15 protein-coding genes are annotated in these 15,094 nt (G+C 62.3%); 8 read left to right on the top strand and 7 right to left on the bottom strand.

Going from position 1 to position 15,094, the window contains the following annotated elements:
• Positions 1 to 7: 7 nt before the first annotated feature.
• The 3 genes from yddG to ACJ8HN_RS07415 all read left to right on the top strand — a co-directional run bounded on the left by yddG (position 8) and on the right by ACJ8HN_RS07415 (position 2,502).
• Positions 8 to 901, top strand: a complete 894-nt coding sequence (yddG, locus tag ACJ8HN_RS07425) for an aromatic amino acid DMT transporter YddG (RefSeq protein WP_033653883.1) — start codon at positions 8 to 10, stop codon at positions 899 to 901.
• 73 nt (positions 902 to 974) lie between these two features.
• Positions 975 to 1,247: a hypothetical protein gene (locus ACJ8HN_RS07420; RefSeq protein WP_004941292.1), complete on the top strand. Its 273-nt coding sequence runs from the start codon at positions 975 to 977 to the stop codon at positions 1,245 to 1,247.
• A gap of 373 nt (positions 1,248 to 1,620) precedes the next feature.
• Positions 1,621 to 2,502 (top strand): nucleoside-specific channel-forming protein Tsx, encoded by an 882-nt coding sequence (locus tag ACJ8HN_RS07415; protein ID WP_004941293.1) that lies wholly within the window; start codon positions 1,621 to 1,623, stop codon positions 2,500 to 2,502.
• Between the two features lie 53 nt (positions 2,503 to 2,555).
• On the opposite strand, the gene ACJ8HN_RS07410 is transcribed toward ACJ8HN_RS07415, so the two are convergent.
• A complete protein-coding gene (locus tag ACJ8HN_RS07410) occupies positions 2,556 to 2,735 on the bottom strand; it encodes a hypothetical protein (RefSeq protein ID WP_025160261.1) in 180 nt (59 codons plus the stop codon).
• A gap of 443 nt (positions 2,736 to 3,178) precedes the next feature.
• Here ACJ8HN_RS07410 and ACJ8HN_RS07405 point away from each other — a divergent pair, with 443 nt between their 5' ends.
• Both ACJ8HN_RS07405 and ACJ8HN_RS07400 read left to right on the top strand, forming a co-directional pair.
• Positions 3,179 to 3,664 (top strand): anti-virulence regulator CigR family protein, encoded by a 486-nt coding sequence (locus ACJ8HN_RS07405; protein WP_033646351.1) that lies wholly within the window; start codon positions 3,179 to 3,181, stop codon positions 3,662 to 3,664.
• Positions 3,665 to 3,778: 114 nt separating this feature from the next.
• Positions 3,779 to 4,309 carry a chorismate mutase gene (locus ACJ8HN_RS07400; RefSeq protein ID WP_033653884.1) on the top strand — a complete coding sequence of 177 codons (531 nt, stop codon included), beginning with the start codon at positions 3,779 to 3,781 and terminating at the stop codon, positions 4,307 to 4,309.
• 3 nt (positions 4,310 to 4,312) lie between these two features.
• On the opposite strand, the gene ACJ8HN_RS07395 is transcribed toward ACJ8HN_RS07400, so the two are convergent.
• The 4 genes from ACJ8HN_RS07395 to hutC all read right to left on the bottom strand — a co-directional run bounded on the left by ACJ8HN_RS07395 (position 4,313) and on the right by hutC (position 9,030).
• A complete protein-coding gene (locus ACJ8HN_RS07395; protein ID WP_442523223.1) occupies positions 4,313 to 5,848 on the bottom strand; it encodes a serine hydrolase domain-containing protein in 1,536 nt (511 codons plus the stop codon).
• 245 nt (positions 5,849 to 6,093) lie between these two features.
• The gene (gene hutG / locus ACJ8HN_RS07390; RefSeq protein WP_442523222.1) at positions 6,094 to 6,897 is read right to left on the bottom strand and encodes an N-formylglutamate deformylase; all 804 of its coding nucleotides are present in this window, start codon (positions 6,895 to 6,897) and stop codon (positions 6,094 to 6,096) included.
• On the bottom strand, positions 6,894 to 8,117 hold the full coding sequence (gene hutI / locus ACJ8HN_RS07385) for an imidazolonepropionase (RefSeq protein WP_442523221.1): 1,224 nt from the start codon (positions 8,115 to 8,117) through the stop codon (positions 6,894 to 6,896). Before hutI ends, hutG begins: the two co-directional genes overlap by 4 nt.
• A 157-nt stretch (positions 8,118 to 8,274) precedes the next feature.
• A complete protein-coding gene (gene hutC / locus ACJ8HN_RS07380) occupies positions 8,275 to 9,030 on the bottom strand; it encodes a histidine utilization repressor (protein ID WP_033638258.1) in 756 nt (251 codons plus the stop codon).
• Positions 9,031 to 9,210: 180 nt separating this feature from the next.
• On the opposite strand from hutC, the gene ACJ8HN_RS07375 reads away from it, so the two are divergent.
• The 3 genes from ACJ8HN_RS07375 (at position 9,211) to ACJ8HN_RS07365 (ending at position 12,215) form a co-directional block, all read left to right on the top strand.
• Positions 9,211 to 10,581, top strand: a complete 1,371-nt coding sequence (locus ACJ8HN_RS07375; RefSeq protein WP_442523220.1) for a formimidoylglutamate deiminase — start codon at positions 9,211 to 9,213, stop codon at positions 10,579 to 10,581.
• The gene (locus ACJ8HN_RS07370; RefSeq protein WP_442523219.1) at positions 10,581 to 11,144 is read left to right on the top strand and encodes a HutD/Ves family protein; all 564 of its coding nucleotides are present in this window, start codon (positions 10,581 to 10,583) and stop codon (positions 11,142 to 11,144) included. Before ACJ8HN_RS07375 ends, ACJ8HN_RS07370 begins: the two co-directional genes overlap by 1 nt.
• A gap of 69 nt (positions 11,145 to 11,213) precedes the next feature.
• Positions 11,214 to 12,215 carry a LacI family DNA-binding transcriptional regulator gene (locus tag ACJ8HN_RS07365; protein ID WP_060387629.1) on the top strand — a complete coding sequence of 334 codons (1,002 nt, stop codon included), beginning with the start codon at positions 11,214 to 11,216 and terminating at the stop codon, positions 12,213 to 12,215.
• A gap of 41 nt (positions 12,216 to 12,256) precedes the next feature.
• Here ACJ8HN_RS07365 and ACJ8HN_RS07360 read toward each other — a convergent pair whose 3' ends face one another.
• The gene (locus ACJ8HN_RS07360; RefSeq protein ID WP_442523218.1) at positions 12,257 to 13,699 is read right to left on the bottom strand and encodes a glycoside hydrolase family 32 protein; all 1,443 of its coding nucleotides are present in this window, start codon (positions 13,697 to 13,699) and stop codon (positions 12,257 to 12,259) included.
• Positions 13,696 to 14,955, bottom strand: a complete 1,260-nt coding sequence (locus tag ACJ8HN_RS07355; RefSeq protein WP_049211479.1) for an MFS transporter — start codon at positions 14,953 to 14,955, stop codon at positions 13,696 to 13,698. The genes ACJ8HN_RS07360 and ACJ8HN_RS07355 overlap by 4 nt, the downstream gene beginning before the upstream one ends.
• Positions 14,956 to 15,094 lie beyond the last annotated feature (139 nt).

Here is a 15,094-nt window from a genome sequence, read left to right as displayed (position 1 = left end):
TCGCCTTATGCCCGCTTTGCCCTCGCGTACCCGCGCCACGCTGTTCGGTTTGTTGGCTATTGTGTTGTGGAGCAGCGTCGTCGGCCTGATCCGCAGCGTCAGCGAAGGGCTGGGGCCGATCGGCGGCGCGGCGATGATCTACAGCGTCAGCGCGGTGTTTTTGCTGGTGGCGCTCGGCGTGCCGAAATGGCGCAGCTTTCCGCGGCCTTATCTCATCGTCGGCAGCCTGCTGTTCGTCAGCTACGAGATCTGCCTGTCGCTGTCGCTCGGCTACGCCAATACCCGCCTGCAGGCGATAGAAGTGGGCATGATCAACTACCTGTGGCCCTGTTTCACCGTGCTGATGGCGCTGGCGCTCAACGGCCAAAAGGCGAAATGGTGGCTGCTGCCGGGGCTGCTGCTGTCGCTGTTCGGCATCGGCTGGATCATGAGCGGCGAGGGCGGCTGGTCACCGGCGCAGATGCTGGCCAACGTGCGCAGCAATCCGCTCAGCTACGGGCTGGCGTTCAGCGGCGCGGTGATCTGGGCGCTGTACTGCAACCTGACCAAGAAGATCGCCCAGGGCAGCAACGGCGTGGTGCTGTTCATTGTGCTGACCGCGCTGGCGCTGTGGCTTAAATATGCCTTCAGCGCGGAAAGCGGCATGCAGTTCAGCGCCGGCGTGATCGTGACGCTGCTGTGCGCCGGGGTGGCGATGGGGGCGGGGTATGCCGCCTGGAACGTCGGCATTCTGCACGGCAACATGACGCTGCTGGCGACCGTCTCTTATTTTACCCCGGTGTTGTCGGCGGTGTTCGCCGCGCTGGTGTTGCACACCTCGCTGACCGTCAATTTCTGGCAGGGCGTGGCGATGGTCACTCTCGGCTCGCTGATCTGTTGGCGGGCAACCCGTGGAAATTAACGGAAATTATCCGCCGTCGGCGCAATGTTGAACTAGAATTTAACTAGCCATGTTGCCTGAAGGAACGACGACGATGAGAAGCGACATTCAATTTATTCAACAACCCGAAATCGACGTGCATCACTACGAGCGCGGCGATACCGTGCGCCTGACCACGGCGAATTTGCGGCATGAATATCAGCTTGACGTTTATATTTTGCGCCGCGACGACAAGCTGATTTACGGCTCGGTCGTCGCGGCGGCGCCCAAGACCGATATCCCGGTCGCCAGCTGGGAGGTGAAAAACGGCGAAGAGGTGGCGTTCCGCCAGGAAAACATCGCCAAAGCGGTGCCGGCGGTGAACTGATTTCGCTTTGCGTATTTTTTACTGATTTTGATGAAGGCCGACGTTTATACGTCGGCTTTTTCTTTGCCGCGGCTCAATGGCGGGCAGGTGACGCCCTGATGACAGTTGGCTCAAAAACTGCGCTAAAAATCGATGTGCATGACAAAAATCACAGCGAATGTGAATTTGCATGAAACATAATTTGACAAATGTGAACGCAATCGATTACCTATTCGCGAAATGCGTAACTGGATCACAGATTCTTACAGTCAGTGGTTTCTATAATGCGCGCGTCATCCGAGTTTCTGTGTGAAGACAACGCCAGGTGTCGGCAGACTCATTGTCATCTTTTCTAAACGGGCAGGAAATGGCCCTTTAAGCATGTGGTAATAAAATGAAAAAAATAGCTCTCGCAGCAGGTGTACTGCTCGCAGCGTCTTACAGTGCATCATCAATGGCTGATAGCAAAGACAGTCAATATGTCTCCGACTGGTGGCACCAGAGCGTCAACGTGGTGGGCAGCTACCACACCCGCTTCGGGCCGCAGCTGAATAACGACGTGTATCTCGAATACGAAGCCTTCGCCAAGAAAGACTGGTTCGATTTCTACGGTTACGTTGACGTGCCGAAGTTCTTCGGCGTGGGCAATACCCCGGATCGCGGCATCTGGGACAAAGGTTCCCCGCTGTTTATGGAGATTGAACCGCGCTTCTCCATCGACAAGCTGACCGGCACCGATCTGAGCTTCGGTCCGTTCAAAGAGTGGTACTTCGCCAACAACTACATCTATGATCTGGGCCACAACGCCGACGGCCGTCAGAACACCTGGTACATGGGTCTGGGCACCGATATCGACACCGGCCTGCCGATGAGCCTGTCGATGAACATCTATGCCAAATACCAGTGGGAAAATTACCAGGCCGCCAACGAGAACAGCTGGGACGGTTACCGCTTCAAGGTGAAATACTTCGTGCCGCTGACCCAGGTGTGGGGCGGCAACCTGAGCTACATCGGCTTCACCAACTTCGACTTCGGTTCCGATCTGGGCAAGGACAGCCATTGGGTTGACGGCACCGGCAAACAGGTGCGCACCAGCAACTCGATCGCCTCCAGCCATATTTTGGCGCTGAACTACGATCACTGGCACTATTCTTTCGTGGCGCGTTACTTCCATAACGGCGGCCAGTGGCAGGATGGCGCGGATATCGGCACCCCGCAGGGCCCGATCAAGTCTACCGGCTGGGGTTATTACCTCGTGGTCGGCTATAACTTCTGATTTTCCGTGTTATCAGAAACAGAAAACCCCGCCTGGCGGGGTTTTTTTTGTCATCACTGGGCTTGTTCAACCGGGAGATGCTTCACCGGCATAAACAGCCTGCCTTTGATCACGTGACATTCATTATTTATCCAACTAATGATTTGTTCACGGCTGACGCCTTCAGACTGCGCGTAACGATGAAGATCGCCGTTAAAGTGGCGAGTGATGTATTCCATGAGGGTCATTTGCACGTCTTTTGCTCCTGAACGCCCACCCGTTGCCAGCCTGGCCACCGCGGGAGGTTGAGGTTTCTCAGACAGCGAATGTAAATTATTGGCAACCAAATCTCAACATAAAGCACCAGATTGGGGCGACAGCGGCGGGAAAAAGAATCCCGCACGGAGAGGCGGGAAGTGTTCGCTATTATCATTATGGATGATAAGAATAAGATTTGAGGTGCGACGAAAAAGAGCATGCTAACTCTTTTTTGTTACCCTCCCACGCTAGCGTAAGGCTTATTTTTCTTCAAGAAAAATCTGAGGTAAGCTTCGGAATTCTCGAGGCGTGTTGCGTTGAAACAAACTATTGGCGCGACTGCCGTCAAACCGCACCGTTATCTCGGAGTTTTCCTTATACTTCGTCCGGAAAAGACCCGCTATAGTCAACAGAGTCCCCCCAAGCAGGAATACACAACATGAACAAACGTCGTACGACCCTCACGGTGTTGGCGCTGATCGCGTCGCTGGGGTTGTCATCCGCCCCGGCCCTGGCTGACAAAGGCGGCAATGGTAACGGCAACGGTAATGGCCATGGCAACAGCGGCAATCACGGTAATAGCGGTAACCATGGCAACAACGGCAACAAAGGCAATAAAGATAAAGGCGGCTATAGAAACGACGATAATCTGGTTTCCGTCAGCCTCTCGCGCGACCGCGCCCGTTCGCTGGCGCGCAACTACGGCCTGACCGGCTACAGCTCGCTGCCACCGGGCATCGCCAAGAATCTGGCGCGCGGTAAACCGCTGCCGCCGGGCATCGCCAAAAAAGTGGTGCCTTACTCGATGCTGCGCGATCTGCCGCAGTACCCGGGTTATGAGTGGCGTATCGCCGGCGACGATCTGGTGCTGGTCGCACTCAGCACCGCGATTGTGGCTTCCGTCATCAACGGCGTGTTCGACTAAGGTTTGTCGAGCGTTATCGGGCCTCGCTGCGGCGGGGCCTTTTTATTTGCCAGCGCGGGGCGGACGTGGTGAACTTTGGGCCTTACGTTTTCACTGCATCATAAGGGAGGCGCCATGTTCAGGGCGTTATTGATAGCCTGCTGTTTGACCAGTTTTCCCGCGTTGGCAGAGGGCGCTGCCGCTATCGGCGAGCTGGTGAACCAACGGCTGTCGTTGATGAAGGACGTCGCCGGTTACAAGGCGCAGCGGCATTTGCCGATCGAAGACCTGGCGCAGGAGGCGAAGGTGTTGGCCAGCGCGCAGGCGGAGGCGGGGCGTTTGGGGTTGGAGCCGGCGTCGGTGCGGCCTTTTATCGCCGCGCAGATGGACGCCGCCAAGGCGATTCAGTACCGCTATCGCGCCGACTGGCTGGCGAGCCCGGAACCCGGCTGGCAGCCGCGGCCGTTGGCGCAGGTGCGCCCGCAGATCGCACAGCTGAGCAGCCAGATATTGCAACGGCTGGCGGAGCGGCTGCGCGCCGGCCCGCTCGGCGAGGCGGATCGGGCGGCGTTTATGGCGTCCGTGGATCAGGTGAATCTCAGCGCCGCCGACAAACGGCGGCTGGCGGATGCGCTGCTGGCGGTCAAAACCGGCAGCGCACGCTGAGCGTCAGTCGCGGCCGACGGTGCTGCGGCGGAAGGTCAGCATCCGGCTGCGGTTGGCGATGAGATCCACGTTGTAACCGCGGAAATAGAGGCAAAAGCGTTTTAACCACGGGCCGTCCTGGCACTCCACCAGCATGCGGCCCTGGCCGAGCGGGCTGAGCGTCCCGGTCTGCGCCGCCGGGCCGACGCCGATATGCACCCGATCGCCGCGAATTTCAAAGGCGGTGCGATAGTGCGGGTGATACCACAGCCCCTGCACATGCTTCAGGCAGTCGCCGTTGGCCGTGACCGGCAGAAAACGGCGTGCCACATGCCCGACTTCGCCCTCGACCGCTTCGCCGGTCCACTTCAATTTGATTGGCATATGGGCGGACAGCGACACCGCGTAGCCGTCCTCGCCCTGATACAGCGGTTCACCGCTGCCCAAATAGGCCAGGTTGCCATTTTTGACCTCCAGCCAGTGCGGCTCCGCCGGCGTGGCGTAAAGGCCGTCGGGGATCGCCATGCTGCGCTGCGGCAGCGGTTCGCCCAGCAGCGCCGCCATCACCTGCAAAGCCATACCGAAACTGTCGCAGTCTTCGCGGTTGGCCACCAGCGCGACGCCGGTCTGGCGATCGGGCGCCAGCAGGAAATAGGTTTTGTAACCGGCGTGGGAACCGCCGTGGCCGAGCAAGCGGCGGCGGCCCAGCGGGGTTTGCGCCAGCCCCAGGCCATAGGTGCTGAGCTGACCCTGATTGAGGCGGCGCGGGGCGCCGAGTTGCGCCAGCACGCCCCGGCCGGGGCCTTCGTCGGCCAGCAGCGTCTGCAGCCAGCGGGTGAGGGCGTTGAGGCTGCCGGTCAGGCTGCCGGAGGCGGAAAGGTGCAGGCCGGCGCTGGCGTGTTGCCAGCCCTGCGGCGCTCGCCAGTAACCCGGCACCAACCCCGGCACCACGTCGAACCAGCTTTCCGGCGCCCGCATCTGCACCTGCAGCGGCCGGGCGATGTGCTGTTGCACCAGTTGGTCGAAATCATACCCCTTGCTGCGCAGCGCGGCCTCCAGCAGCCGATAGCCGGTATTGCTGTAGGCGACCTCGCTGCCGGCTTCGTAGTTCAATCTTTCCAACCCCTCGACAAACTGCATCACCGGCTGCGCCTCGCTGACGACGTGCAGCGAGATGCCGAGCAGGCCGAGCGTCTCGCGCACGTCGGGCAGGCCGCCGGTCATGTCCAGCGCCTGGCCGACGGTGACGTCCGCCAGCGCGGGTTGCAGGGCGGGCAGCAGTTCGCCCAGGCGTTGCTCCAGCTGAATGGCGCGATCGGTGGCGTTCAGCGCCAGCGCGGCGAAGATATGTTTGGTCACGGAGGCGTAGCGCACCACGCTGTCGGCGGTGAAGGGGGTATTCTGCGCCAGATCGGCCAGGCCGGCGCAGGCGGTGGCGCGGAGTTGTTCGGCGTCAAACAGGGTGATAGCGCCGCCGGGTTCGCCATGCCGTTGCCAGCCGGCCAGCAATTGTTCGGCAACGGCGCCGGCAGCGCGCCAGTTTAACGGTGTTACAGACATAGGGCCTCCAGAGTGATGGTTCGAAACGGGCCAGCTCGGCCACACGCCGCCCGGCGCTGACGAGGAGCGCGGGCTTTTCGGCTGATTGTGGCGCAGTGCGTTTTTCGTCGGCCGCTGTTTTGTGCGCTGTTTAGACCAGTCGGTGGGGAATCACGCGAAACTTTGATATGGCGCGCAGAACGCGGCTGACGATGCGGTTAAAGGCAGGGGGAGAGACAGGCGCCCGGCGGCGCCTGCAAAGGGGATCAGTTCAGTCTGGCGGCGCCGTCCAACAGGCCTTCAATCATCTGCTTGAGCAGGCGCTGCAGCGAGGCGGCGCGCTGCGGTTCGAACGCGTAAGGATACTGTTCGGACATGTAGCTCACCTGCGCCAGCTCAAGCTGGATCGCATGCTGTTGCTGCTGCGGCTGGCCGTAGGCGCGGGTGATGTAACCGCCTTTGAAGCGGCCGTTCAGCACGTGGGTGTACTGCTGTTGCTGCTCGCAGCAGGCGACCAGCCGATCGCTCAGCGCCTGGGCGCAGCTTTCGCCGCCGTTGGTGCCGAGATTGAGATCCGGCAGCTTGCCCTCGAACAGCCGCGGGATCACCGAGGCGATGGAGTGCGCGTCGAACAGCAGCGCATAGCCGTGCCGCGCTTTGAGGCGCGCCAGTTCGTCTTGCAGTTGCTGATGATAAGGTTGCCAAATTTGCTGCAGATAGCCGGCGCGCTCTGCGTCCGTCGGCGCTTTGCCCGGCAGGAAGCTTGGGCGGCCGTCGAACAGCACGTCGGGATACAGACCGGTGGTGGCGGTGGTGTACAGCGGCTTGTCGTCCGCCGGGCGGTTCAGATCGATGACGAAGCGCGAATAGTTGCCGACCAGCACGCTGGCGCCCATCGCCCGGGCGAACTCGTACAGCTGTGGTATGTGCCAGTCGGTATCGGGCAGCGGGCGGGCGTCGTCGGTCAGCCCGGCCTCGACCGCCGGCGTCAGTTGCGTGCCGGCGTGCGGGATGCTGATCAGCAGCGGCAGGGTGCCGCTCTGGAAGCTAAAAGGATCGCGAATGGTCATTGACGTACTTCTCCTCGGAAAATCACCGTACAGGGCAGCTGACCGCCCAACCAATAAGCCAGTTCCGCCGGCCGCGACAGCGGCCAGTGAACGAAGTCCGCCACCTTGCCGGTTTCCAGCGTGCCGTGGCTGTGTTGCAGCCCCAGCGCTTTGGCGGCGTGGGTGGTGACGCCCGCCAACGCTTCTTCCGGCGTCAGGCGGAACAGCGTGCAGGCCATGTTGGTCATCAGGCGCAGCGACAGCGCCGGCGAGGTGCCGGGGTTGGCGTCGCTGGCGATCGCCATCGCCACCTGGTGCTTGCGGAACAGCTCTACCGGCGGGCACTGGGTTTCGCGCAGCAGGTAATAGGCGCCGGGCAGCAGCACCGCCACGGTGCCGGCGTCGCCCATGGCGCGGGCATCTTGTTCGGTGGCGTATTCGAGATGGTCGGCGGAAAGCGCGTGATGGCGCGCCGCCAGCGTGCTGCCGCCGAGGGCGGAGAGCTGCTCGGCGTGCAGCTTGACCGGCAAACCGGCGGCTTCGGCGGCGGCGAAGACCCGCTCCACCTGCGCCGGCGAGAACGCCAGATGTTCGCAGAAGGCGTCAACCGCATCCGCCAGGCCGGCTGCCGCCGCCTGCGGGATGATGGTGTCGCAGACCAGGTTGATGTAGTCGTCGGCGCGGTTGGCGTATTCCGGCGGCAGCGCATGGGCCGCCAGACAGGTGGTTTTCACCTCGACCGGCAACAGCTCGCCCAATTTGCGCGCCACCCGCAGCATCTTCAGTTCGCTTTCCGGGCTGAGGCCGTAACCGGATTTGATCTCCACGCAGGTGACGCCTTCCGCCAGCAGCGGCCGCAGGCGGAACAGCGCCTGCTCCAGCAGCAGCGCTTCGTCGGCCGCGCGGGTGGCTTTCACCGTGGAAATGATGCCGCCGCCCTGCGCGGCGATCTCGGCGTAGCTCACGCCGTTCAGCCGCTGTTCGAACTCGCCGCTGCGATTGCCGCCGAATACCAGGTGCGTGTGGCAGTCAACAAAGCCGGGGGTGATGATGCCGCCGTCGAATTTCACCGTTTCGTCCGCGATCAGGCCGGACGGCAGCGCCGCATGTTCGCCAATCCAGACGATCTTGCCGTCGCGCACGGCGATCGCGCCGTCGGTCAGGGTGTGATACTTGCCGTCGCGCATGGTGACGATATCGGCGCCGTGCCACAGGCTGTCACAGTGAATCTCAGACGTCATTGCTTTCCTCCGCCGGAGCCGCAGCTCCCACATGGTTGTATATACAATTAAAAACAACCTAACGCATTCATCGGGATGTCACAAGGGGCGGGCGAAATTTTGTTATCAGGATGTGATCGATAGCGGAGATGCGGGCGCAGGGCGCGCCCGCCGGGGATCAGACTTCGCTGGTGAAGCGGCCGAACAGTTGATAACGGCTGCCGGGGTACAGCAGCCGGGCCGAGGTCACCACGGTTTTGCCGGACCAGGTGCGGCGATGGATCAGCAGGCCGGGTTCGTGGTCCTCCAGCTGCAGCAGCTCGCGCTCGCGCCGGGTGGGGATCACCGCTTCGACGATGTGTTCGCCGGCGGTCAGCGGCGCGGCCTGCGTCAGGTAGGTGTAAGGCGTGACGCGATCGAAATCCTGCTTCAGGTAATCCGGCGCCACCAGCGGGTTGACGCAGCGGTCTTCCACCTGCACCGGCACATCGTTTTCGTAATGCACGATCTGCGAGTAGAACAGCCGTTGGCCGGGGTGAATGCCCAGTGCCGTCGCTTCTTCCTCGCTGGCCGCACGGGCCTTCAGCTCGAGGATTTTGCTGCTGTGGCGATGACCGCGCGCGGCGATCTCATCGGCGATGTTGTGCACTTCCAGCAGCGCGGTATGCGCCTTGGCTTCGGCGACGAAGGTGCCGACGCCCTGCATGCGGATCAAAAAGCCTTCGCTGGTCAGCTCGCGCAGCGCGCGGTTGATGGTCATGCGGCTGACGCCCAGTTCCGCCACCAGTTCACTTTCGGAGGGCACGCGCTGGTGCGGTTGCCAATGCCCCGCACGGATTTGATTCACGATCGCCTGTTTGACCCGTTGGTAGATCGGGGCGGGGGCATCGCTCATTGCAGCCGCCAGTTGTAACACGGTCTGTTGTTCAGCCACGACGTTAACCTCGTCAAATAAAAAAATAATAACACCAGTTTACTGTTGATGTCGGCGTATGTATATGTATATACAACTAGTGGCCGTCGCGCCAGAAACTTGCCGGCGGCCGCCAAAAATTCCCGAAGGCGCGCCATCGCCGCGCCTCATTCGCCGTTACACCAACAGTGGAATACTGCCATGCCTGCTTATTTTGCCCCACGCGCTTTGCTCCCTGAGGGCTGGGCGCATAACGTCCGGCTGGACGTCGATGCGCAAGGTTATCTGACTCAAGTTACCGCCGACGCTGAGCCGCAAGGCTGCACCCGGCTGCACGGCGACGCGGTGCCGGGCATGCCGAACCTGCACTCTCACGCTTTCCAGCGCGCGATGGCCGGGCTGGCGGAAGTGGCGGGCAACCCGCAGGACAGCTTCTGGACCTGGCGCGATCTGATGTACCGCCTGGTGCAGCGCCTGACGCCGGAGCAGGTGGAGGTAGTCGCCCGTCAACTGTATATCGAAATGCTCAAGGGCGGATACACCCAGGTGGCCGAATTCCACTACCTGCATCACGACGCCGACGGTAAGCCTTACGCCGATCGCGGTGAAATGACCGGCCGCCTCAGCGAGGCCGCGCATCAGGCCGGCATCGGCATGACGATGCTGCCGGTGCTGTACAGCTACGCCGGTTTCGGCGCGCAGCCGGCGCAGCCGGGGCAGAAGCGTTTTATTCAGGATACCGAAAGCTACCTGCACCAGCAGCAGGTGATTGCCCGTCAGCTGGCGGATCGTCCGTTGCAGAATCAGGGGCTGTGCTTCCACTCGCTGCGCGCGGTGGCGCTGGGCCAGATGCAGCAGATTTTGGCCGCGGCGGATCGCACCTTGCCGGTGCATATTCATATCGCCGAGCAGCAAAAAGAGGTGAACGACTGCCTGGCGTGGAGCGGGCAGCGCCCGGTGGCCTGGCTGTATGACCATCTGCCGGTCGATCAGCGCTGGTGCCTGGTGCACGCCACCCATCTGGATCGCGACGAGCTTGAAGCGCTGGCGCGCAGCCGCGCGGTGGCCGGGCTGTGCCTGACCACCGAAGCCAACCTCGGCGACGGCATCTTCCCCGGCTACGCTTACCTGCAGCAGCAGGGGCGCTGGGGCATCGGTTCCGACAGCCACGTTTCGCTCAACGTGGTGGAAGAGTTGCGCTGGTTCGAATACGGCCAGCGGCTGCGCGATCAGCGCCGCAACCGTCTGACGACGCCGGAACAGTCGGCGGTGGGCGATGTGCTGTACCTGCAGGCGCTGCAGGGTGGTGCGCAGGCGTGCGGCGCGCCGATCGGCCGGTTGCAGAGCGGCTATCGCGCCGACTGGCTGGTGCTGGACGGCGACGATCCGTATCTGGCGGCGGCGCCGGACGCCTCGATCCTCAACCGCTGGCTGTTCGCCGGCGGTAAAGAGCAAATTCGCGACGTGTTCGTCGGCGGCCGGCAGGTGATCGAGCAGGGGCGGCACGCGCTACAGCAGCAGAGCGGCGCCGAGTTCCTGCAGGTGCTGAAAACCTTTCAGCAGGAGGCGTAATGAGCCTGACCCGTTTTAGCTTCGCCGCGCTGCCGGTCAGCCCGTGGCGCAACGGCGGTGGGGAAACCCGTGAAATCGTCAGCTGGCCGCCGGGCGCGCAGGATTTTGACTGGCGCGCCAGCATCGCCACCATCGCACAGGACGGGCCGTTTTCCGCCTTTGCAGGCATCGACCGCTCGATCACTTTGCTGGAGGGCGACGGCGTGCGGCTGTTCAGCGCCGGGCATATCGACCATCAATTGGCGCGCGTCGGGGAGCCGTTCGCGTTCTCCGGCGACGTGGCGCTGGAAGCGACGCTGCTGGGCGGCGCCAGCCAGGATTTCAACATCATGACGCGCCGCGGCCGGCAGGCGGCCGAGGTGCGGCGCAGCACGGCGCCCGTCACCCTGCTGCCCAATCGGGCAGGCGTGCTGTATGTGCTGAGCGGGGTCTGGTCGCTGCCGGGGGGCGGCAAACTGCGGGCGCGCGAGGGCGTCTGGTGGGCGGCGCAGGCGGCGGGCGGTGAAGTGGCGCCGCTGACGGCCGACGGCGCTCTTCTGTGGGCGAACATCACAGCCTGCTAACACAGAGTAGAGTCCTGCGCCCGGTTATGGGATTATTCACTTTTCCCCATTAATCATAAAGAAGGGCGCATGGCTTCGCTGAAAGACGTCGCAAAACTTGCCGGAGTCTCGTTGATGACGGTGTCCCGCGCCATCAATGAACCCGGCAAGCTGCGGCCGGAAACCTACCGCCGCGTCAAACAGGCTATCGACCAGTTGGACTACGTGCCGGATCTGTCGGCGCGGCGTATTCGCGGTGACGGAAATCGCGTGCAGACGCTCGGCGTGCTGGCACTGGACACCGCCACGACGCCGTTCTCGGTGGAAATGATCCTGTCGATTGAGAAAACCGCGCGCGAGCGAGGCTGGAACAGCTTCGTCGTCAACCTGTTTGCCGACGACAACGCCGAACAGACCGTCGATCTGCTGCTGGCGCATCGTCCGGATGGGGTGATCTTCACCACGATGGGGCTGCGCGAGGTGACATTGCCGGCCAAACTGCTGGACAAAAAGCTGGTGCTGGCCAACTGCGTCAGCCCGGCGCATTCGATCGCCAGCTACATTCCTGATGACGAGCAAGGGCAGTATGACGCCATGCGCGCGCTGATCGCCAAAGGCTATCGCGCGCCACTGTGCATTCATTTACCGGCGGATACGCTGGCGGCGGGCCTGCGCCGTCGCGGTCTGGAACGCGCCTGGCGCGAAGCGGGGCGCGATGTTGAACAACTGCGGCAGTATCATCTCGATCTGAGCGGCGGCGACCAAAGCTATCGCGACTGCGTCGCGCTGCTGGAGCGGCATTTCTCTGCAGGCAGGCGCGATTGCGATGTCGTGGTGTGCGGGAACGATCGGATAGCCTTTCTGGTGTATCAGGTATTGCTGGCGCAAGGATGGCGGATACCGCAACAGGTAGCGGTGCTGGGTTACGACAATATGGTCGGCACCGGCGAGCTGTTCCTGCCGGCATTGACGACGGTGCAACTGCCGCATTACGAGCTGGGCCGCCTTGCGGCGCTGCATGTGATTGAGCAGCGGGAGCAGCGTGAGACGGTGAAAGTGCCTTGCCCGCTGTTGGAGCGTGGTTCGCTGTAAGCGCACCGGGTGCGTCGCTGCGCGCCCGGTGCTCATTCCCATTATCCCCAGAGGCTTGCCAACTGCCATCCCGTGATGGGCTCGAACTGTGCCCGGCCGCCTTCGGCGAACAGGCTGAGGTGGCGCTCGCCCGCCGTCGGATAGATGCGGCTGGTCAGGCAGGCCTGCCCCTGATTGACGAAGATCTCCAGCGATGAGCGGTCAATGAAGATCTGTAGTGACAGGGTGTCACCTTCTGGCAGCGGCACGCTGCGGCAGGTGCACAGGGCGGGGTTGTCATGAAAACGTTCCAGCACCAGTCGGTGCGCCTGATTGTCGACGAATAGGCGCGCCGCATTCCCGATGGCCAGCCCGTAACGCTCGGCGTCGCTGTCGGCCGGTCTCAACGTCAGGGTGAGTTCCTGCACGTCGTCCGCCAGCGGCAGATGCTGATTGGTCAGCGCCTGTGCCAAAAAGGTGTGCGATTCTCGCCGCAGCGCCGTCAGTTCACGCGCCGGGTTCATGAGGACGCTGCCGTCGGCGGCCAGCGTCAGCTCGCGCGGCAGGGTGAGGGCGCCGGCCCAACGGTGCGCTTTGCTGGGCATCGGGGATTCCCACATATCCATCCAGGCAAACAGCAGCCGACGGCCATCGGCGGCGGTGAAGGTTTGCGGCGCATAGAAATCGTGCCCGGCATCCAGCTCGCAGAAGGGCTGTGTCACCCTGAAGTCGCCGTCCGGCCGCCAGTGGCCGAGCAGATAACCGCTCTGGAAGCGATTGCGGTAGCGGTAGCCCTGTGCCGCCAGCCCCTGCGGCGAGAACAGCAACAGGTGCTGTTCACCCAGCGGGAAGAAATCCGGACATTCCCACATATACCCTTGATGCGCCGCCAGCGCGCCGGCCAGCACCCGATCGAAGCGCCAGGCGCGCAGGTCTGCAGAACGGTACAGGCGCACCTGGCCGAGACCGTTTTCTTTGGCGCCGACCACCAGCCACCATTCGCCGTTCTCGCGCCAGACTTTCGGATCGCGGAAATGCTGAATGCCGTCCGGCGGGGCCAGCACCGGCCCATGTTTAACGAAGCGTATGCCATCTTCGCTGGTGGCCAGACATTGCACTTCCCGCACCTGGCTGTCGTCGCCGGGCTCGCCCAGCCACACGTGGCCGGTGTAAATCAGCGTCAGCACGCCGTTGTCATCCACGGCGCAGCCGGAAAAACAACCGTCTTTGTCATAGGGCGCATCGGGCGCCAGGGCGATGGGCTGGTGCTGCCAGCGGATCAGATCGCGGCTGGTCGCGTGCCCCCAGTGCATGGGCCCCCAGTGTTCGCTGTAGGGGTGATGCTGGAAGAAGGCATGATAGACGCCGTCAATACAGATCAGGCCGTTGGGATCGTTGATCCAGCCGGCGGGCGGCGCGAGATGGAACTGCGGGTAGTATTCGTCTCGGCGCTCTGCGCGCAGGGCCTCGACCGCATGGTCGGCTTGAGCTAAGGCAGTGTTCATTGGATAGACTCGCTTGATTTAATGGCGGATTGAAAGGGGGTTGCGCCGGCGGAACGTTCGCCGCGCAGCAGGAAACAGGAGACAAGCGTCGTGGCGGCGACCGCGCACCCCATCAGCAGATAGGTGTCGGCAAAGCCGATGCGGTCATAACCGTAGCCCGCCAGCGGCGACAGGAAGCTGGCCATCACCTGGGTGATGAACTGAAAGCCCACCAGGTAAAGCGTTGAGGAGAGGCGACTGTCGAAGCGGCTGGCGATGTATTTGAAGATAGCGATCAGCAGGATCGGCAACTCTACGGCGTGCAGCAGTTTCATGGCGGAGATCATCAATGCGCCGCTGACCAAGCCGGAGCCGAACATGCGCAGCGCCATCACGCCACCGGCCAGCAACAACCCCTGTTTGGCGCCGATGCGGTTCACCAGCAGCGGCGCCAGGAACATACCGCCGGCTTCGAGGAAGACCTGCAGCGAGTTGAGGAAGCCGTACATCTCGTTGCCCTGTTCGCGTGAAGCGAACTGCGAAGCGAAGTAGACCGAAAATTGCTGATCGAAAACGTTGTACACGCTGATACCGAGCACAAACACCACCAGCGCCCAGAAGCCCGGCATACGCAGCAGCGCGAGCGCATCCTGCAGCCGCAGATTTTCCGGTTTGCCGAACGCCAGGCCGGCCATGGCGTTCGGCTTCAGCTCGCGCACCTGGCTGAGCAGCAACAGGAATACCACGGCGGCGGCGGAGGCCAGCCAGAAATTGATGTTCGGATCGATATTGAAGATAAAACCGGCCAAAAAGGTGGCGCTGGCCCAGCCGAGCGATCCCCACATGCGGGCGCGGCCGAATTCGAAACCGCTGATGCGGCTGACTCGCTCGGTATAAGATTCCAGCGCGCCGATGCCGGCGAAGAAGGTGGCGCCGATAAATACCCCGCCGACCAGCGCGCCGAGCGGCAGGCTGCTCGCCAGCAGCGGGGCGTAAACGTAGATAAAGAACGGGCCGGTCAGCAGCAGCATCACGCCGAGAAACTGCAGCAGGTGCTTGCGCAGCCCAAGTTTGTCCTGAATAAACCCGTACAGCGGCTGTGCGCACAGCGCCACCAACGAGATGGCGGAGAAGATCAGGCCGGTCTCGGCGCCTTTCAGGCCGATCTTCTGATTCAGCCACAGCGAGATCAGCGAAAAGCTGGCAGACCAGGTGAAGAAAAAGAAGAACAGCAGGCCGCTGAGCAGCACGTAATATTTTTTAGTTTCGCGGTTCATGGGTAAGGCCCCGGTGAGTGAAGTTAGCTCTATTGTTAACGTTAACTCGCAAGGGGATGAAGCTGGCAGATGTCACGCATGCGATGTTAATCACAAAAGTTAACGTTAACATTTGTGCCTTGTGATCGAGGTCACGGGT

It is taken from the genome of Serratia sp. CY29653, assembly GCF_052169255.1.
In the GTDB taxonomy this organism is placed as follows: domain Bacteria; phylum Pseudomonadota; class Gammaproteobacteria; order Enterobacterales; family Enterobacteriaceae; genus Serratia; species Serratia sarumanii.
The sequence above is the reverse complement of the archived record's forward strand: the minus strand, read 5'-3'. Positions and strand labels throughout refer to the sequence as shown.